Below are 17,753 nucleotides of genomic sequence, written 5' to 3'. Positions count from 1 at the left end.
CAAGAGTTCTTCAGTGGCCCTCCACAAAGAAGGGGCCGGTTGCTATCGCTACTTTCTCTTAATGGTAACGTAGGAAGTACCCACTACTCCGGTGACTGTCTCACGAGCAATGGCTCTAAGTTCAAAGCCGGTCACGTTGCCTATCACTCTTACATTGCCGCCATAGAAGGCATCGACAGTACCGACTGGGCCTTCTGCCGGGTCTCCGACAACATTGCTCGCATAGAAAAATGTTAGGTATGCGAAGTTATAATCGTATGCTTCGATGGATTCGAATTTGTTCCCATAATTGTCGTGTACGATCAAGCCCATTGAAGTGAATGCGTTGAACTCGCTTCTGTACACACCGTTTACGACGGTTGCCGTTTCCGTGAAGTTCGTATTTTTGACCTCGATGCGTGTAGCTGCAACGTTATCCGACTTTACTTCCACTTTGGCTGTTGCCGACCGGAGTACGCCGTCGCCCAGCTGATACGTATACATAACCTCGGCGGTGCCAGGCTTCAGACCGAGTATGTAAGCGCGATGATCGGTCGTTACGGCGAGCTTGACGACGGAGGGATCGGTTACTACGGCCGATTGGATCACGCCCGCAGGCAGAGCAATCGTCTCGCCGGACGCTGTTTTGGCCGTAACCTTGATCTCCTTGGCAAACTTGCTTTGTGTCGGATCCCCGGCCACTTCACCTGTTATAATTCCGCTCGAACTTACATTTTGCGTTCCGGTCGTAATGGCAACGGGCAGCACGTATTTCTCTTCCATGACGGTAGGCTCCGCATAGCTGAATGTTGCCGTACCGATTTTTACGATGCCGGTATTAATGCCGCTGAGTTTCACCGTATAATCACCGGTCACGAGGGCCGTATCCTTCAGCTTCAGCGTCGCCGATTTCCCGTCTTCGGCCCATTCTGTTTCCGTCGCTACGTTCGAATCGCCGCGGCTCAGCGTCAGGACGCCCTTGCTGCGGTCAACTTCACGGTCGAAGATGACTTTTACGGTTTTGGCGTCAACAACCGAAGCGGACAGCATCGATAAAGTGACCGGCGCAGGCAATGGCTTCGTAGCTTCAATTGCCGCATACGCGCCGATGACGAGATCGGCACGGCTCGCCGCAGCACCGCCTTCGGCTTGAGCGGATACGAAGCCCAGTGCCGCCGCATCCTTCATCGCTTGCGCATACCATGGCGATCCGCTCGTATCCACCTGCTTCTTGACACCTTTCAGCAGGACAGTGGCGAACTGGCCTAACGTTACCGATTCTTCGGGGGCAAACGTTGTGTCCGTCATGCCCTCGATCAGTCCGGCTTTCTTGGCGGTTTCAATATACGATAGAGCCCAGTGATCGGAAGGCACGTCCGTAAAGCCGGAAGTCGTCGCGCCGGTTTCAACGTGCAGCCCGAACACGGAAGTCAGCACCTTGGCGAACTGCGCACGCGTCATCCGCTCCTGGATGCCGAACCGGTTGTCCGTTATTCCCTCGAACGTACCGGACTCCAGCATCGCTTCGATCTTTGCCTTCAGAACGTTATCGACTGATGTGAGGTCCTGAAAGTCGGCAACGGTTTTATGTACGGACGAGGTGTCGGCGGAAGCGGCCGGGGCCATCATCGAAAAGGCGAAAGTGACGCTAAGCGCGGCGGTCAGCAGTTTGTTCATAATCCAAAATCCTCCTTGGCGATTCTTAGAACAGTTCTGTCAATTATACAGCAAGCAGCGATACGCACTGCAATTGGTAGATTCGTCCTTGCATCATTCATTAGACGCAAGGCAGGTGGGAAAAGTTGCCAGCTTATTGATTTTATAGCTTTGACCTATTAATCTTATAGTTATTATATCTTGGAACAATGAATGCAGTCGTGCTAGGATAATGGATATCAAGAGATTGTCGAAAAATCATATTCATCAATTGAGGTGAGAACTGATGGCGAAGCAAACCCTTTACGAAAAAATTTGGAACAACCACGTCATCCATCAGGAAGCAGGCAAACCGAGCATCATCTATATCGACCTGCACCTGGTTCACGAAGTAACGAGCCCGCAGGCGTTCGAAGGACTTCGTTTGGCCGGCCGCAAGGTGCGCCGTCCGGATCTGACTTACGCAACGATGGACCACAACGTTCCGACGAAGGACCGTTTCAATATCACAGATCCGATTTCCCGCCAGCAGGTAGAGACGCTGTCCAAGAACTGCGCCGACTTCGGCGTCAAGCTGTTCGACCTGCACAACATCGATCAAGGCGTCGTTCACGTTATGGGACCGGAAATCGGTTTGACGCACCCGGGCAAGACGATCGTTTGCGGCGATTCCCATACTTCAACTCACGGCGCTTTCGGCGCGCTGGCATTCGGTATCGGTACGAGTGAAGTCGAGCACGTGCTCGCTACGCAGTGTCTGCAGCAGTCGAAGTCGAAGACGATGGAAGTTCGCGTAAACGGAAGCCTCAAGACGGGCGTTACGGCGAAGGACCTCATCCTCGGCATCATCGGCAAGTACGGCACCGACTTCGCAACGGGCTACGTTATCGAGTACACCGGCGAAGCGATCCGCAAGCTGACGATGGAAGAGCGTATGACCGTGTGCAACATGTCGATCGAAGCCGGCGCACGCGCAGGTCTGATTGCGCCGGATGAGACGACGTTCGAATATCTCCGCGGCCGCGAGTATGTGCCGCAAGGCGCAGCATTCGACGAAGCTGTTCAGCGCTGGAAGCAGCTGACCACCGACGAAGGCGCCGAGTACGATACCGTTGTTGAATTCGATGCCGATTCGCTGATCCCGCAAGTCACTTGGGGAACATCCCCGGGCATGGGTACTTCCGTAACGGACGTCGTTCCGAACCCGAAGGACTTCGCAACGGAAAACGAGCGCAAAGCGGCGGAGAAGGCGATCGAGTACATGGGACTTACGCCGGGAACGCCGATCACGGAGCTCAAGATCGACCGCGTCTTTATCGGCTCCTGCACGAACGGCCGGATCGAAGACCTGCGTGCTGCAGCGGAAGTTGCCCGCGGCTACAAGGTGGCATCGCACGTCAACGCGATCGTCGTACCGGGCTCCGGACGCGTCAAGCTGCAGGCGGAAGCCGAAGGCTTGGATAAAATTTTCACTGAAGCAGGCTTCGAATGGCGTGACGCCGGCTGCTCGATGTGTCTGGCTATGAACCCGGACGTTCTGTCCCCGGGCGAGCGCTGCGCTTCGACGTCGAACCGCAACTTCGAAGGCCGTCAAGGCCGCGGCGGACGGACGCATCTGGTGTCCCCGGCGATGGCGGCAGCGGCAGCGATTGCCGGCCGTTTCGTCGACGTTCGCGACTGGACGTTCAAAGTCGCGCAAGAAGCGTAAGTAGAGCTACACGAGAGAGGAGATTCGGACATGGAATCGTTCAAACAACATACAGGTCTCGTCGGTCCGGTCGACCGCGTCAACGTCGACACCGACGCCATTATCCCTAAGCAGTTCTTGAAGCGCATCGAGCGCACGGGCTTCGGCCAGTTCCTGTTCTTTGAATGGAGATGGGATGAGCAGGGCAACGTCATCGAGAGCTTCCCGCTCAACCAAGACCGCTACAAGGGCGCATCCGTGCTGCTGTCCCGCGCCAACTTCGGCTGCGGCTCGTCCCGCGAGCACGCGCCATGGGCGATTCAGGATTTCGGCTTCAAGGTGATCATCGCTCCGTCTTATGCGGACATCTTCTACAACAACTGCTTCAAGAACGGCATTCTGCCGATCAAGCTGTCGGAGGAGCAGGTTGAAGAGCTGTTCCAGCGTACGGCGCAGCATGAAGGCTACAAGCTGAACGTCGACCTCGAGAGCAAGAAGATTACGGACGACTACGGTCTGTCCTACGACTTCGATCTCGATGAGCACCGCCGTCAGTTCCTGCTGCTCGGCCTCGACGATATCGGACTGACGCTGCAGCATGAAGCCGCGATTTCGGCGTACGAAGCGGCACATCCGGAATTGAATTACAAGTAATAACGAAGAAATAAACCATAGACGCTCTTGTCCGGCCTTACAGGCTGGCGGGAGCGTTTTTCTTTCGATGCGGCTACAGATTTCGTTCAGTCCTGTTATAATATAGCTTGATAAAGAATTGCACGGTTTGAAGACCAAGGAGTCGGGGCATGAGTCAACCACTTCAAGATGACGCTGCATCGCATATACCGTTTCACCTGCACAACCGTCCTGCATCGGCCCGAGAGCGCATTGCAGCTGCAGTTGCCGCGATCGTATTATTGCTGGTCGTGGGCGCCACACTTCCGTTCAGTCAGCACGTTTTGCCGGCCGTTGTGCCGTTTCTTCCGATATTCAGTACGATTGTATTCGTGCTTGACCTCGCTACGGCATATTTGCTGTTCAGCGAATTCCGCGTGAGCCGCAGACTTCCGCAAGGATTGCTGGCGGGCGCGTATTTGTATTCCGCATTCATTACCGTACTGCACATCCTGATGTTTCCGGGCGTGTTTTCCGAAACCGGGCTGCTCCATGCAGGGAGCCAGTCCGCTGTATGGCTGTGGGTGCTCTGGCACATCGGTTATCCGTGTATGCTCCTGCTATACGCCCTTACGGAACGATTTGGGGGCAGACCCTTATCGGCACGGCAGGCTGCGCGCTGGACGTTGTTCATCATTTCAGGCGTCGTGCTGCTCGTCGCAGCTTCCGCTCTGCTTGTCATTGCCGGCATAAACCGGCTGCCGATCCTGATCCACAATGACATCTACAACCTCTGGAGTCTTAGGGGAGCCGGAATTGTCGTTTGGATGTTAAACGTGTTGGCGGTCATCGTGCTGTGGCGGCTTCCGACGAGAAAGTCGTCGATTGGCTTGTGGCTGATTATAGCTGCTTTGGCATTTATGCTGGACGTTACTTTGTCCTTATTTTCCGGTGCGAGATATAGTGTCGGCTGGTACATGGCCCGGGTGATCAGTATGGTTTCGGCGGGGCTCGTCATGTGTAAAATGCTGATGGAGCTGCGTACGCTCTATTACCAAGCCCAATTACTATATGAGGACCGCAAACGCAAGCTGGCTCGGCTCGCTTTGCTTAACGAGCAGCTGCTGCTGGACCAAAAGCATATTCACAGCTTGCTGGAATCGACGCGGGAAGGGATGATGATGTGCGATACGCGCGGTCATATCCTGTTCGTCAATTCCCGGTGCGAAATGATCGTGCACCAAGCGTGCGAGGTCGGGGAAAAGTTTGACGATTGGCTGGAACGGTTGAGGCCGCGGCTGTCGCCTTATGAGCCGCTTCGGTCATCGCTGATGGCTGTACGGGACGGCAAAGCCCGGCAAGCGCATGAGCGGGTCATTTTGGTGGTTGGAGCCGAGACAAAATATATCGAATTTTATGCGGTTCAGGTCGAAACCGATGCCGGTCCGGATGCGGCCGGCGACAGACTGATCGTCATATCGGACCGAACGGAGGAAGGACGGCTAAACGAACGGAAAATGGAATTTGTCAGCATCATTTCGCATGAGCTGCGAACGCCGTTGACAAGCATTCTGGGATTTGTCGAAATTTTGTCGACGCGCGAGCTGGAAAGGGAGAAGCAGCTCAAGTATTTGACGACCGTATACAAAGAAGCGGCGCGGCTATCCGGAATGCTGAACGATTTTTTGGATTTGCAGCGGATGGAGGCGGGACATCATTCGTATGATTTTCATGTAGTGGAAGTAGGGGAGCTGATCCGGGATGTCGCGGAGCAATGGGATGACAGGCAGCACAGCTTTATTCGTATGCAGCTGCCGGAACAGCCGGTGTATGTGCATGCGGATGCGGACAAGCTTCGGCAGGTGCTGCACAACCTGATCAGCAATGCGATCAAGTATGCGCCGGATTCGAAAGTGACGGACCTTCGCCTGCAAGTGCAGGGCAGTGCTGCGTTCATCCATGTTCAGGATTATGGACTCGGCATTCCGGACGACGCCAAGCCTCATATGTTCACCAAATTTTACCGGGTGGACAATACGGACCGGCGTAAAATCGGAGGAACCGGGCTGGGGCTGGCCATTGTGAAAGAAATCGTGGAGGCGCACGGAGGGACGGTCCGATTTGAGTCGGAGCTTGGCAAAGGCTCGACGTTCATCGTTACACTGCCCTGCATGGCGCTTTAGACGGAGGTCAGCGATACTTCATCTGAATTCACCTCATCCGAGAAAGCGAGATATCGTTATGAGAACTGCCGACTTTCTGCTCAACACGCGCTCATTATCACGCAACATCATACGAACGTGCTGGCGGGTCGTAATTCTGTATACGACAACTGCGAGCGTTAACTTGATCTTTACTACCCACGATATGCTTCTGTTTGCGATGCATGTTTTGGTTTTCCCCGTCGCGAAAATGATCGGTGTGATCGTACTGCTCGAATGGTACGTTCGAAAGCAATACCGGTATGCGGACTATGTGCTTTTAGCGGGAGTCAACGTGCTGATCGGCGTCATTATTCTCGCTTTGTATGAGCTGCCGATGGTTTTGTACATCCTGATTATCCCGATTCTCATATCGCTGTATTACTACCGGATTAAAATTATCGTTTTCGCTCTTGTTCAGGCGCTGATCAGCGTTCCGGTGCTCATCTCGGCTTCGTCCGGTTTGCGCGCTTCCCTCACGCTTTCCAACATGAGTCTGCTTATCGCCTTGCTCCTTTGTACTGCGCTGATCATCAACAATTTACGGGTCCGCGGCTTCAATCTGGTGCAAGATCTCCTTGCGGCGACAAGAGAGATGCAGGAACTGCAAACCAAGAACGTGCTGATGGAAAAAATGAACCGAATCGACCCGGCAACGGAGCTCTATAACCATAAGTCGTTTCATGAGCATCTGAACGGCATTTTTTCCTTGGATAATCCTGCCGGGCTGGATGTTCATCTCGCGATTATTGACATTGACAGCTTTAAGCAGGTTAATGACACGTTCGGCCATTCCGTTGGAGATGCGATCATCGCTTTTGTTGCCGGTCAAATGAAGGCGTTTCTCGAATCGAACGATTTCGCGTCCAGGTACGGCGGGGAAGAGTTTGCCGTCCTGACAGTCGAGAAGCCGACGGACAAGTTTTACGGGCAATTGGAGCGCATTCGCCAATCGATCCAAGAAAAAGCGCATCCAGAGCTGCAAGGCCGTCATATCAGCGTCAGTATCGGCGTGCAGAAGCTGCTTCCCGGGATGACGAAGGAAGAGCTCTTTAACAATGCCGATGCGGCGCTGTACACAGCTAAAAAAAACGGGAAAAACCGTACGATTATAGCCGGATATCCAGAAGACGCGCATGGAGTCGAGCGCAACTTCTGATGCAAATACATCTCGAGCCTGTACCGCTGCCATACGGCTGTGGGGCAGGCTTTTCTTTTGCGAGGCACCCGGATATTTGCGGAAGGATCGCCGGCGATTTTCGGCAGAGTGCAACTTTCCGCTGCGGAACGCGTCTAAGAAGGTACCATTTTGACGTCGAAGAGGAGGTTTTTGTGTCTTTTTTTGGTTTTCTTTGTTAAAATTGAGAGGTTGCTAGATTGCTAGATGGCGAGATGCATAATGTGAACGAGGTGAACGCATGAAAGCTTGGATAGCGGGGTGCGCCTTGCTCGCTGGCGCGCTGCTCGTACCGGAATGGGCAATGGGCGCGGACAATGCCAAGGCGGCCGTCCCCACTACACCGTTATTTTTGAACGGATTGCCGTTGACTCCGGAGGTTCCTGCCCGCAATGTGAACGGGACGGTACTGGTGCCGGTCCGGATTATTGCGGAGAGTATCGGATCGAAGGTCGAGTGGGACGGTCCGAATCGGAAGGTCGTCATTACGCGCGATGCGGTCAAGATTGTGCTGACCATCGATAAGAAGGAAGTTGTAGCGAACGGCAAAACGACGACGCTGGATGAAGCGCCCGTAATCGTGGACGGCAGTACGATGCTGCCGCTCCGGTACGTCAGTGAGCAGCTGGGCGTCAAAGTGACGTGGGACGAGCTGGTCGGTGCAGTGTATTTATATAAAAAAGCGGAGCCGGCCGGCGGGAGCGCCATTGCTTCGGCAGCAACGGCGGGAGGAGCCGCGGGAGCCGGCAGTACGGCGGGCACTAGCAATAATACGACGACGGGGACGGGAGCAGCCTCGGCGGCAGGAGGAACGGCGGGGACGAAAGGGACGGACTCCGGCAAGACGAACACGGCCGGTTCGTCCGGTTCGAGTACGGCAGCGGACGGCGGATCGGGATCCCTGAGCGCCACAAGCTCTACAGGGCGGCCTGCAGCTGCGGGAACCGCTCAAGGCGCAGGAGGCAAAGGCACGGCAACGGCTTCAGGCAGTACGAATACGGCGGACAAGCCTGCGAAGGCGCCGAGTGCGAGCGCTGCCGAGCCGGATCCCGACTTGAAGCCGGGGACGATCTCCGCCATCGATTTCTCGAATGACCGGCTTACGATTACAACCAAAAGCGTGACGACAAAGCCGAACACGTTTACGCTGACGAATCCGGACCGGTTCGTTGTCGACCTGCCGTATTCGGAGCTGGATGCCGGCCTTAAGGCAAAGCTGACCGGATCGGTCGGCGAAATTGCGCTCGACCATCCTGTAGCGCAGCGTATTCGCTTCTCCAATTATAGTAGCGAACCTTCCACCGTCAGAATTATAATAGATTTGAAGGCTAGGGCAGCATTGACCGCAGTGGATCCGAAGACGCTGCCGGCAAACCAAATCGCCTTCGACATGAAGGAGATCAAGCCGATCATCGTGATCGACGCCGGACACGGCGATCATGACGGCGGCGCCGTATCTCTCACGGGCAAGACGGAGAAGACGTTTAACTTGGCCATGGCCAAGAAGGTGGAGGCCATTCTCAAGACCAATCCAAAGGTCGAAGTGCTGATGACCCGTTCCGACGATACGTTCGTCGAGCTGAATGACCGAGTCGACTTCGCCAACAGTCATCAAGCGGATGTGTTCGTATCGATTCACGGCAACAAGCTGCCGGGCAAGCCGGCTATTCGGGGTTCCGAAACGTACTACTACAACGAGCAGAGCTTGAATCTGGCCAAGGCGCTTCACCAGTCGATCTTGACTTCCGCCGGCTTCCCGGACCGCGGGGTACGGAAGAATGATTTCCGCGTCGTGAAATATACGACAATGCCTGCCGTTTTGCTGGAAATCGGGTATTTATCCAATAAAACCGACGAAAACAACATGTTCGACGAAGCCTTTCAGAACCGAGTAGCCGCCTCCATTGCACAAACCATCTTAGACTACTTGAACATCAAGTGAGAGGTGAACCAATTATGAACAATCAACGCATGTTCCATCGTCTACTCCTTGCCGGAGCGGCGCTTGCGGTCATAACCGCAGGCTGCGGCGTAAAGGACAAGCCGGCCTCCCAGCAGCAATCCCAGCAAGCTCCGGCTGCTACGAGTCAGACATCACCGGCTCCGGCACCATCGGCAACCCCGGCACAAGCTGCCGAGCCTCAGATGAAAAGCGCCGATATTCAGGCTTACTTCGGAGATGAAGATGGCAACGCCATCGTTGCCAAAACGACGAAGATCACGTACGCGACGGATGCGGATAAATACACGGCTGCTTTAAAGTCGCTTCAACAATCATCCGATCCTAAAGCGACGGCACTGTTCGAGGGTATAGCGTACAACAAAGTGACGTTCGAGCAAGGCAAGCTGAAGCTGGACCTGAAGATCGACGACTCCGGCCGTTTGGGATCGGGCGGCGAAGCGCTGATGCTGCAGGCGCTGCGGAAGACGCTGTTTCAATTTGCCGAGGTGCAGGAAATTTACGTAACGGTAGACGGCAAGCAAGTGGAGTCATTGATGGGTCATATGGATCTGCCGTATCCGATGAAGCGCAATTCAGAATAACGACTAACCGTACGGGCGAGAGGAGAACTTTACACACATGAAGCAACTTCGTATGGCAAAACAACTTATGATCGGTGCAGCCGTAGCCTCAATGGTGCTGGCGGCTGTGCCGGCAGCGGCGGCGGAAACGACGGGGACGAGCGCATCCGCCTCGGCCAGCACGTCGATTCGCACGAAGTTTCCGGACGTCGGAGCGAACCATTGGGCTTTGCAGCACGTAACGAAGCTCGCAATTGAGGGCATTGTCGAAGGAAACGAGAACGGCGAGTATAAGCCGGATGATGCGGTTACCCAGGAGCAAGTGCTGATTATGGTCATGCGGGCGCTGGGGGCCGATGAGGAAATCAACGAAAATGAGACAACGTATAACCTGCCGTTTACGGTCAGCTCTTTTGCCCAAAAGTATGTCGGCGAAGCGTTAAGCCGCAAATTGATTACGCTCGAGGAAGAGACGTCGGCGAACGGAGCGGCCAAAAACTGGGGCACGCGGCCTGCAACCCGCGAATGGGTGGCGAAGATTATGGTCCGGATGCTGGGCCAAGAGACTGAAAGCGGCACACCGGATTTCAAAGACAGCGCCAAAATCTCTTCCTGGGCCAAGGGCTATGTCAACCAAGCGGTCAAGCTCGGTCTCGTACAGGGCTTCGAGGACGGCACGTTCCAGCCGCAGGGCAGCATCACGCGCGCCCAGATGGCGACGTTCCTGAGCCGCTCGGAGAAGCACGCCAAGGTCAAGTCTGCGCGCTATAAGAAAGGCTACTTCAGCGCAATCGGCGGCGGCAAGCTCGTGCTGCAAAACGAAGACGGTACTTATCTTACATACAATTTGCCTGAGGAAACGCCGTTCTACGGCAAGAACGAAGGCGAGACCATCGCCGCAAGCAGCCTGAAGCCAACCTATGAAGTGTCCATTCTTCAAGCGGGGGGCACTGCCTACTATGTGGAGCTCGTTAGCGACCAGCTGCAGCTGGAGACGCATTCGGGGTCCATGCTGGACGTGAATCTCGCAGGGCTGAAGCTGTACTTGATGGTCGAAGGCAGCCTGAAGGAGTTCCAGCTGTCGGACGATGTTGCCGTCATCGACGAGAACGGTGAAGGCTCCAGTCTGGCGGCGCTGACGAAGAACGCCACCGTCGAGGTGCAGCGGAACAAGCTGGTCAAATCGGATAAGTTCACGCAAATCGTCGTCAAAGGGGTACCGGTCAGCAAGACGTCCGAGGGTACGGTGCAGGAGATTGACCGTAACGCCAAAGTGTTTAAGGTGCTGGACAAGACATCCGGGCAGATCGAGACATATGACCTGAGCGCATACGTTAACGTGACGTTGATCGGCGGCGGACAAGGCGATCTCAGCTCGCTGCACGTCGGGGACACGGTATCGTATTCGGTAAAGGAAAATCAGCTGTCGGCGGTGACCGTAACGAAGCAAATCGATATCGGGTCGGCCGTCAAAGGTACGCTGATCGATTCCGTCAACAGCAAGCTTGGCGTGATGACGATTCGAACAACGAACGGCGAGCTGAAGGCCTATGAGCTCAGCGACACCGTACGGGTCGCTATCGAAGGCAAAACGAGCGCAGGCTTGAACGATTTGATCGCCGGAGACGAGCTGAGCGTTGAGCTGCTGAACAATAAAGTGCAGCTGATTACGGTCTCGAACCGTTCGGTGCAAAATCTCGTGTTTGCCACGATTACCGATTACGACGATACCAAGAAGTTTCTTACTGTGGAAAAGAACGACGGAATGCCGGATGTGTTCTTCGTCAACGATAAAACGGCCTTTGTCTATTTAGGCACCACGTATTCGCTGTCAAATTTTTACGGCACGTTCTCCAAAGGCAAGAAGGTTAACATCCAAGTCGGCAAAGACAAGACGATTTCGAGCATGACGATGGCGACGCAGCTGTTCGGTACGATCAGCGAGCTGAACGCGGTCACGAATCAAATGACGATCAGAAGCGGCGGGCAGGATGTGTTCTTCAAAATGTCGTTCCCGCCTGCGATCGAGCTGTACGGCAAGTCGAATGCGACGCTGTCTGACCTGAAGATCGGGGATACGGTGACGATTGATTTGAACCCGGGACAGCAGGATCAAATTATGAAGATTACCGCCACAAAGACCGATCTGTACAAAGTGCTGCTCCGCAACGCGAATGCTCGGCAGCTGACGCTTCAGGACGCGAACGGAACGAATTTGGCGCTTACGCTCGATTGGGGAGTCGAGCTGGTCGTACCGGGCGACACGTCCCCGACCGTAGCCGATATTCCGGTAGATGAATATGTCCGCTTGACCTTTAAGGGAAATTCCGTAACCCGCGCGGAAGTGGTCGTGCCGCTGCGCGGCAAAGTGCTTGCGGTCGATCCGGCAGCCGGAACGGTAACGGTTCAAGATTTTGCCGGAGTCACGCAGCTGATTACACTTGGCGCCAACGCCTCCATTACCGGCCAAGCCGGAGCGCCACTGCCGCTGACCAGCCTGAAGGCGGGAGACCGGGTGCAATTCATGAAGGATGCAGCCGACAAGCCGGTGCTTCGCGTTGCTACAACGGCGCAGATGACGTTCGAAGCGTACAGCGCTACGGCGAATTCATTATCGTTCAGCACGGCTGCGGGAAAGAGCGAGATGACGATGTATTCTCGTGCATATCTGCATCAGGGCACGCAAACGCTGACGATCTCTTCGTTCGCTGCGAAGGACGCCGTAACCGTCTATTATATCGATAACCGCGTCATTGAAATGGAGAAGTAAACCTACTTGCCGCATAGACCCGCCGCCGCTGGAAGCCGATCATTTCTTCCTTGAGGCCGGCGGGTTTCGCGTCCGTAAGGAAAACTTTCACAAGAAATTTGCAAAACTGACGTATTTTTTGTCCGATAAGCATTGATTCCGGGCGGGCGATTCTGTAAACTTGAGGGTATGATTTGCCCGTCAGGAGGGCTTGCAACATGAACCGCAAACAAATGCGGCATATCCTCGATGTAATCGCGGACATGTTTCCCGATGCGCACTGCGAGCTTCACCATTCGAACCCGTTCGAGCTGACGATTGCCGTGCTGCTGTCCGCACAATGTACGGACGAAACCGTCAATAAGGTTACGGCGACGCTGTTTCAGAAGTACAAGCGTCCCGAGGATTACATTGCCGTGCCCCTGGAAGAGCTGGAGCAGGACATTAGGCGAATCGGTCTGTACCGAAATAAAGCGAAGCACATCCAGAAGCTGTGTCAAGTGCTGCTGGATCAGTACGGCGGTGAAGTGCCGCAGGAGCATGGAAAGCTGACTGAGCTCCCCGGCGTCGGACGCAAGACGGCCAATGTTGTCGTCTCCAACGCTTTCGGCGTGCCGGCGATCGCTGTCGATACGCATGTGGAACGAGTATCCAAGCGGCTCGGAGCCGCCAAGCCGGATGATACCGTGCTGGAAGTGGAGAAGCAGCTGATGAAGCTGGTGCCGCAGGAGGAATGGACGCAGACGCATCATCGTCTCATTTTTTTCGGTCGTTATCACTGCAAAGCGCAAAATCCGCAATGCGACGTTTGCCCGCTGCTCGACGTATGCAAAGAAGGCAAGCGACGTATGAAAGACGGAAAAAACAGGAAAACTAGTTAGGTCTACGTTCAGAAATTAGATCGAAGGATGGGATGGCTGTGAAGTGCATCGCTGTGTATACGAACAACTTTGAAATATTTTCCGATATTTACGAGGAAGTATTGAAGACTCCGCTGAAGGAAAACGAGGAGAAAGTGATCGAGGGTATTACGGTCAGCGAATCCGGTGACGTGCCGGAGAACTACTTGGAGAAAATGAGAACGAAGCCGGAAGTCGTCGTCATGAAGGTGAAGGACTCCGACATTACCATTCTTCAACATCGCGACGTATTCGAAATTTTTATCCCGACGAAAGAAAATGTGCTACACTAAAAACCGAAGCGATTCGGTTTTTTTCTTTTTCATTTGACATAGAGAAAATAATGGGGCAGGAATTGGGGAGAGAGACTGCGACATGACAACAATGATGGATACGATGGAGCTTGGACAGCAAGGAGCCGCCGCCTTGAAGCGGCTGGAAGAGGACCTAAGGCGGGACGGTAACGCGATAACTTCGGCCAAATTCGGGCAGCTGGCGGATAAGGCGCAGAGCCGCTTGACGGCGATTGCCTTTTGCGGGCATTTCTCGGCGGGCAAATCGACATTAATTAACCGGCTGTGCGGACATCCGCTGCTGCCGTCGAGTCCGATTCCGACGTCCGCCAACCTGGTTTCGATCCGCAGCGGCGAGCCGGGGGCGGAGGTGACGCGGATCGCCGCTATGGCTGGCGGCGGTCAGGAAAGAGTTGTCGAGAAGGTGCCGCTGAGCGAGCTCGACGCTTATTGCGTGAACGGGGAAGATATTGAGGCGGTCCGCATTACGTATCCGCTGCCGATGCTCGGGGATCGGGGGATGCTGCTCGATACGCCGGGCATCGATTCGACGGACGATGCCCATCAGCTGGCGACGGAGTCGGCGCTGCATTTGGCCGACGTCGTTTTTTACGTGATGGATTACAATCATGTGCAGTCGGAGATCAATTTCGCCTTCGCGAAGAAGATGAAGGATTGGGGCAAGCCGTTATATTTGATCGTGAATATGATCGATAAGCACCGCGAGCAGGAGCTGCCCTTCGAGTCGTACCGGGCGAGTGCGGAGGAAGCGTTCCGAAGCTGGGGCATCGAAGCGGCGGGGATGCTGTTCGTTACGACCAAAGTGCCGCAGCATCCGCACAACGACTTCGGACGGCTGCGCGCGCTGATCGCTTCGCTGCTCGGCTCCGGGGATGAGCTTCGGCGGTACAGCTTGGACCGGTCGGTCCGCTTCTTGCTTGAAGAGCATAAGGCATGGCTGGAAGACCGGAACGGGCCGCAGCGGGAGCAGCTGGAGCTACGGCTTGAAGCGGAAGCGGCTGCGGGAGACGGCGCTGAGGCCGGCGGTTTGGCGGCGGGTGCCGAAGCCGTGCGCGAGTATGAAGCGAAGACGAAGGAGCGCGAGGCGCTGCTCGGCGCGGCGGAGCGGCTGACGGCGGAGCTGCGCAAGGAAGCGGCGGGCATTATCGAGAACGCCAATATTACTCCGGCGCCGACGAGAGATTTGGCGCACGAATATTTACAAAGCCGCAAACCGGGGTTCAAAGTCGGCTTGTTCGGCTCGGCGGCCAAGACGGCCGCGGAGATCGAGCGGCGGCTGGAGGCGTTCCGGCGCAATCTGGCCGAGCAGGTCGAAGCGCAGCTCGACTGGCACTTGCGAGCTGCGCTGAAGCAGGCGGCGGAGCGGGAAGGCGTCAAGAGCGAGGCGCTTACGGCGGAGCTGGAGACGCTGGGCGTGGAGGTGCGCGGCGATTGGCTCGCTGCGCAGGTCAGCGGCGCGGCCGGCTTCGGCAGCGACTACACGCTGAATTACAGCAAGCAGGCTGCAGCGGAGCTGAAAGCGCAGTACCGCAAGCTGACGTTCGAGCGGATCGACCGTGTGGCGGCGGCTGTGCAGGAGCGGGCTGAGGCGGGCAGCGCGCAGCTCGATGCGGAGCTGGCTGCGCTGGAGTCGAAGCTCGGCGCATGGCGCGAGCTGCAGCAGCTGGCGCAGCAGGAAGCTGCTGCGCTGCAGGCGGTGGCGGCGCTGTGGCCGGAGGCGCCGCTGGCAGCGCCGGCGCTGCCCGATCCGGGCGCGCTGGCGCCGGTACAGGGCGACGCAGGGGAGCCGGGTGCCGATCGCGACGGCGATGGCGCCTGGGGCGCCACCGTCGCGATCGACACCGTGCTCGCGGCGTCGCACACGATGAAGGCCGCCGCTGCGGCGGGCGGCCTGGAGGAGGCGGCCGGCCGGACGGCGGCCGCGGGCTGGAGCGGCGCCGACTACCGGCGCCGCCTGAGCGCCAGCGCCGGCCGCCTGGAGCAGGCGGCGGCGCTGCTGGACCCGCTCGCGGCGCTGCGGGGGACCGCGGCCGCGATGCGGGAGAAGGCCGCCCGTCTGCGCGGCGGCACGTTCACGATCGCGCTGTTCGGGGCGTTCAGCGCGGGCAAGTCCTCGTTCGCCAACGCGCTGCTCGGCGAACGGATCCTGCCGGTGTCGCCGAACCCGACGACAGCGGCGATCAACCGCATCGTGCCGCCGTCGGCCGAATGGCCTCACGGCACCGCCCGCGTCCGCATGAAATCGGCGGACGCCATCGCCGCCGACGTCCGCTATTCGCTGGACGTCCTCGGCGAGAGCGCATCCGATATGACGGATGCGCTCGCCCGGATCCGGCGGCTGTCGCCGGCCGCCGTCCCGGCTAAAGGCAAGCCGCACTACGCCTTTCTGCGTGCGGTTGAAGTCGGCTGGGCGCAGGCCGAGCCGCAGCTCGGACGCGACGTCCGCATCACGCTGGACGAATTCGCGGCGTACGTTGCCGACGAAGCCCGCTCCTGCTTCGTCGAATTCATTGAGCTCCATTACGCCAACGAGCTGACGGAGCAGGGCATCGTCTTCGTCGACACGCCCGGCGCCGACTCGATCAACGCCCGGCATACCGGGGTGGCGTTCGATTACATCAAGAATGCCGATGCGATCCTGTTCGTTACGTACTACAACCATGCGTTCTCGCAGGCCGACCGCGAATTCCTGCTGCAGCTGGGCAGGGTTAAGGACAGCTTCGAGCTGGACAAAATGTTTTTCATCATCAACGCCGCCGATCTGGCATCCGGTCCGGAAGAGCTGCAGGGCGTGCTCGCCCACGTGGAATCGAACTTGCTGCAGCACGGCATTCGCCGGCCGCGGCTGTATCCGGTGTCCAGCCTGCAGGCCGTCGAAGGCAAGCTGGCAGGCGACGCGCTCAAGGTCGAGCAGTCCGGCATCGCCGAATTCGAACGACAATTCATCCGCTTCTCGATGGAGGAGCTTGCTTCGGTCGCCGTTCACAGCGCGGAGCTTGAACTGCAGCGGGCGGAGCATACGCTGTCGCGCTGGATCGAGCGCGCCAAGGAAGGCGAAGCGCAGCGGGCTTCGAGGCTGCAGGAGCTCGAGCAGGCGCTTCAGGCCGGCGAATCGATGCTCGATGGGGCGGATTTTACCGAGGAGCGGAAGGAGCTTGCCAAAGACATACGCGAGCTGCTGTATTACGTCAAACAGCGCACGTCGTACCGGTTCGGCGAGCTGTACAACATCTGCTTCAATCCTTCGCTGTTCCGGGAGGAGCCGGATGCCAAGGCGGCGCTGCATCAGGCTTGGCGGGAGCTGGAGCGGATGATCGGCTTTAATTTGAGCCAGGAGTCGCTGGCAACGACGCTGCGGGTCGAGAATACGCTGAACCGGCTGGCGGCCAAGCGCTGCGAGAGCTGGGGGAAGGAGCTGTCCGCCATGCTGGACGGCTTCGAACCGGCCGAATACGAAGCGAAGCGGTTTCCGACGCCGGAGGCGGCCGCCGATCAAGGGCTTTCCGCCGCCGTACCGGCGAAGCTGCTGAGCGCCCACTTCAAGACCGCCAAGCAGTTCTTCGAAGGCAGCGGCAAAGCGTCGCTGCGCGCCGAGCTGGAGCCGCTCGTGAACGAGCCGATGAATGCGTGGGTGGAGCGGGAGACGGAGCGTCTTACCGCCATCTACGAAAGGGAGCTGCAAGCGTGGCTGGCGGATCTGAAGGAACGCCGTCAGACCGAGCTGCGCGAGCACGGCGACGGCCTGCGCGATGCGCTGCAGATGAAGATCGACGTAGCGGAGCTGGAGCGGCTAGTAGGCCGATTGAAGACGTTAGCCGAATAAAACGATAACACGAGCATCCTAGGGCGCCTGCCTGAGGGTGCTTGTTTTCGTTTCTGCAGCATTTTTTTCAATCCTCCCAAAATTCCAGGATGCTCTCGAAACCCCTTTCACCGCAGGCGATTGCGCCTGCGCC

11 protein-coding genes are annotated in these 17,753 nt (G+C 56.9%); 10 read left to right on the top strand and 1 reads right to left on the bottom strand.

Annotated elements, in window-relative coordinates; all coding sequences use genetic code 11:
* Positions 1 to 48: 48 nt before the first annotated feature.
* Positions 49 to 1,656 carry an S-layer homology domain-containing protein gene (locus ACFFK0_RS20490; protein ID WP_377472201.1) on the bottom strand — a complete coding sequence of 536 codons (1,608 nt, stop codon included), beginning with the start codon at positions 1,654 to 1,656 and terminating at the stop codon, positions 49 to 51.
* A 265-nt stretch (positions 1,657 to 1,921) separates the two neighbouring features.
* Here ACFFK0_RS20490 and leuC point away from each other — a divergent pair, with 265 nt between their 5' ends.
* The 10 genes from leuC (at position 1,922) to ACFFK0_RS20440 (ending at position 17,620) form a co-directional block, all read left to right on the top strand.
* Entirely contained in the window at positions 1,922 to 3,343 is a 1,422-nt protein-coding gene (gene leuC / locus ACFFK0_RS20485; protein WP_377472200.1) for a 3-isopropylmalate dehydratase large subunit, read from the top strand.
* Between the two features lie 30 nt (positions 3,344 to 3,373).
* Positions 3,374 to 3,976 (top strand): 3-isopropylmalate dehydratase small subunit, encoded by a 603-nt coding sequence (leuD, locus tag ACFFK0_RS20480; protein WP_377472199.1) that lies wholly within the window; start codon positions 3,374 to 3,376, stop codon positions 3,974 to 3,976.
* Between the two features lie 149 nt (positions 3,977 to 4,125).
* Positions 4,126 to 6,117 (top strand): MASE4 domain-containing protein, encoded by a 1,992-nt coding sequence (locus ACFFK0_RS20475; RefSeq protein ID WP_377472198.1) that lies wholly within the window; start codon positions 4,126 to 4,128, stop codon positions 6,115 to 6,117.
* A gap of 163 nt (positions 6,118 to 6,280) precedes the next feature.
* Positions 6,281 to 7,294: a GGDEF domain-containing protein gene (locus ACFFK0_RS20470; RefSeq protein ID WP_377472197.1), complete on the top strand. Its 1,014-nt coding sequence runs from the start codon at positions 6,281 to 6,283 to the stop codon at positions 7,292 to 7,294.
* A 259-nt stretch (positions 7,295 to 7,553) separates the two neighbouring features.
* The gene (locus ACFFK0_RS20465; protein WP_377472196.1) at positions 7,554 to 9,254 is read left to right on the top strand and encodes an N-acetylmuramoyl-L-alanine amidase family protein; all 1,701 of its coding nucleotides are present in this window, start codon (positions 7,554 to 7,556) and stop codon (positions 9,252 to 9,254) included.
* A 14-nt stretch (positions 9,255 to 9,268) separates the two neighbouring features.
* Positions 9,269 to 9,856, top strand: coding sequence for a GerMN domain-containing protein (locus ACFFK0_RS20460; RefSeq protein ID WP_377472195.1), 588 nt, complete (start codon positions 9,269 to 9,271; stop codon positions 9,854 to 9,856).
* 37 nt (positions 9,857 to 9,893) lie between these two features.
* The gene (locus ACFFK0_RS20455) at positions 9,894 to 12,605 is read left to right on the top strand and encodes an S-layer homology domain-containing protein (protein ID WP_377472193.1); all 2,712 of its coding nucleotides are present in this window, start codon (positions 9,894 to 9,896) and stop codon (positions 12,603 to 12,605) included.
* 197 nt (positions 12,606 to 12,802) lie between these two features.
* Positions 12,803 to 13,465 (top strand): endonuclease III, encoded by a 663-nt coding sequence (gene nth, locus ACFFK0_RS20450; protein ID WP_377472192.1) that lies wholly within the window; start codon positions 12,803 to 12,805, stop codon positions 13,463 to 13,465.
* Between the two features lie 38 nt (positions 13,466 to 13,503).
* Entirely contained in the window at positions 13,504 to 13,776 is a 273-nt protein-coding gene (locus ACFFK0_RS20445; RefSeq protein WP_377472191.1) for an NAD/NADP transhydrogenase alpha subunit, read from the top strand.
* Between the two features lie 82 nt (positions 13,777 to 13,858).
* Positions 13,859 to 17,620, top strand: coding sequence for a dynamin family protein (locus ACFFK0_RS20440; RefSeq protein ID WP_377472190.1), 3,762 nt, complete (start codon positions 13,859 to 13,861; stop codon positions 17,618 to 17,620).
* The last annotated feature ends 133 nt before the right edge of the window (positions 17,621 to 17,753 follow it).

The sequence above is a fragment of the Paenibacillus chartarius genome, assembly GCF_042432825.1.
Lineage (GTDB): Bacteria > Bacillota > Bacilli > Paenibacillales > NBRC-103111 > Gordoniibacillus > Gordoniibacillus chartarius.
This window is presented reverse-complemented; position numbering and strand designations above follow the sequence as displayed.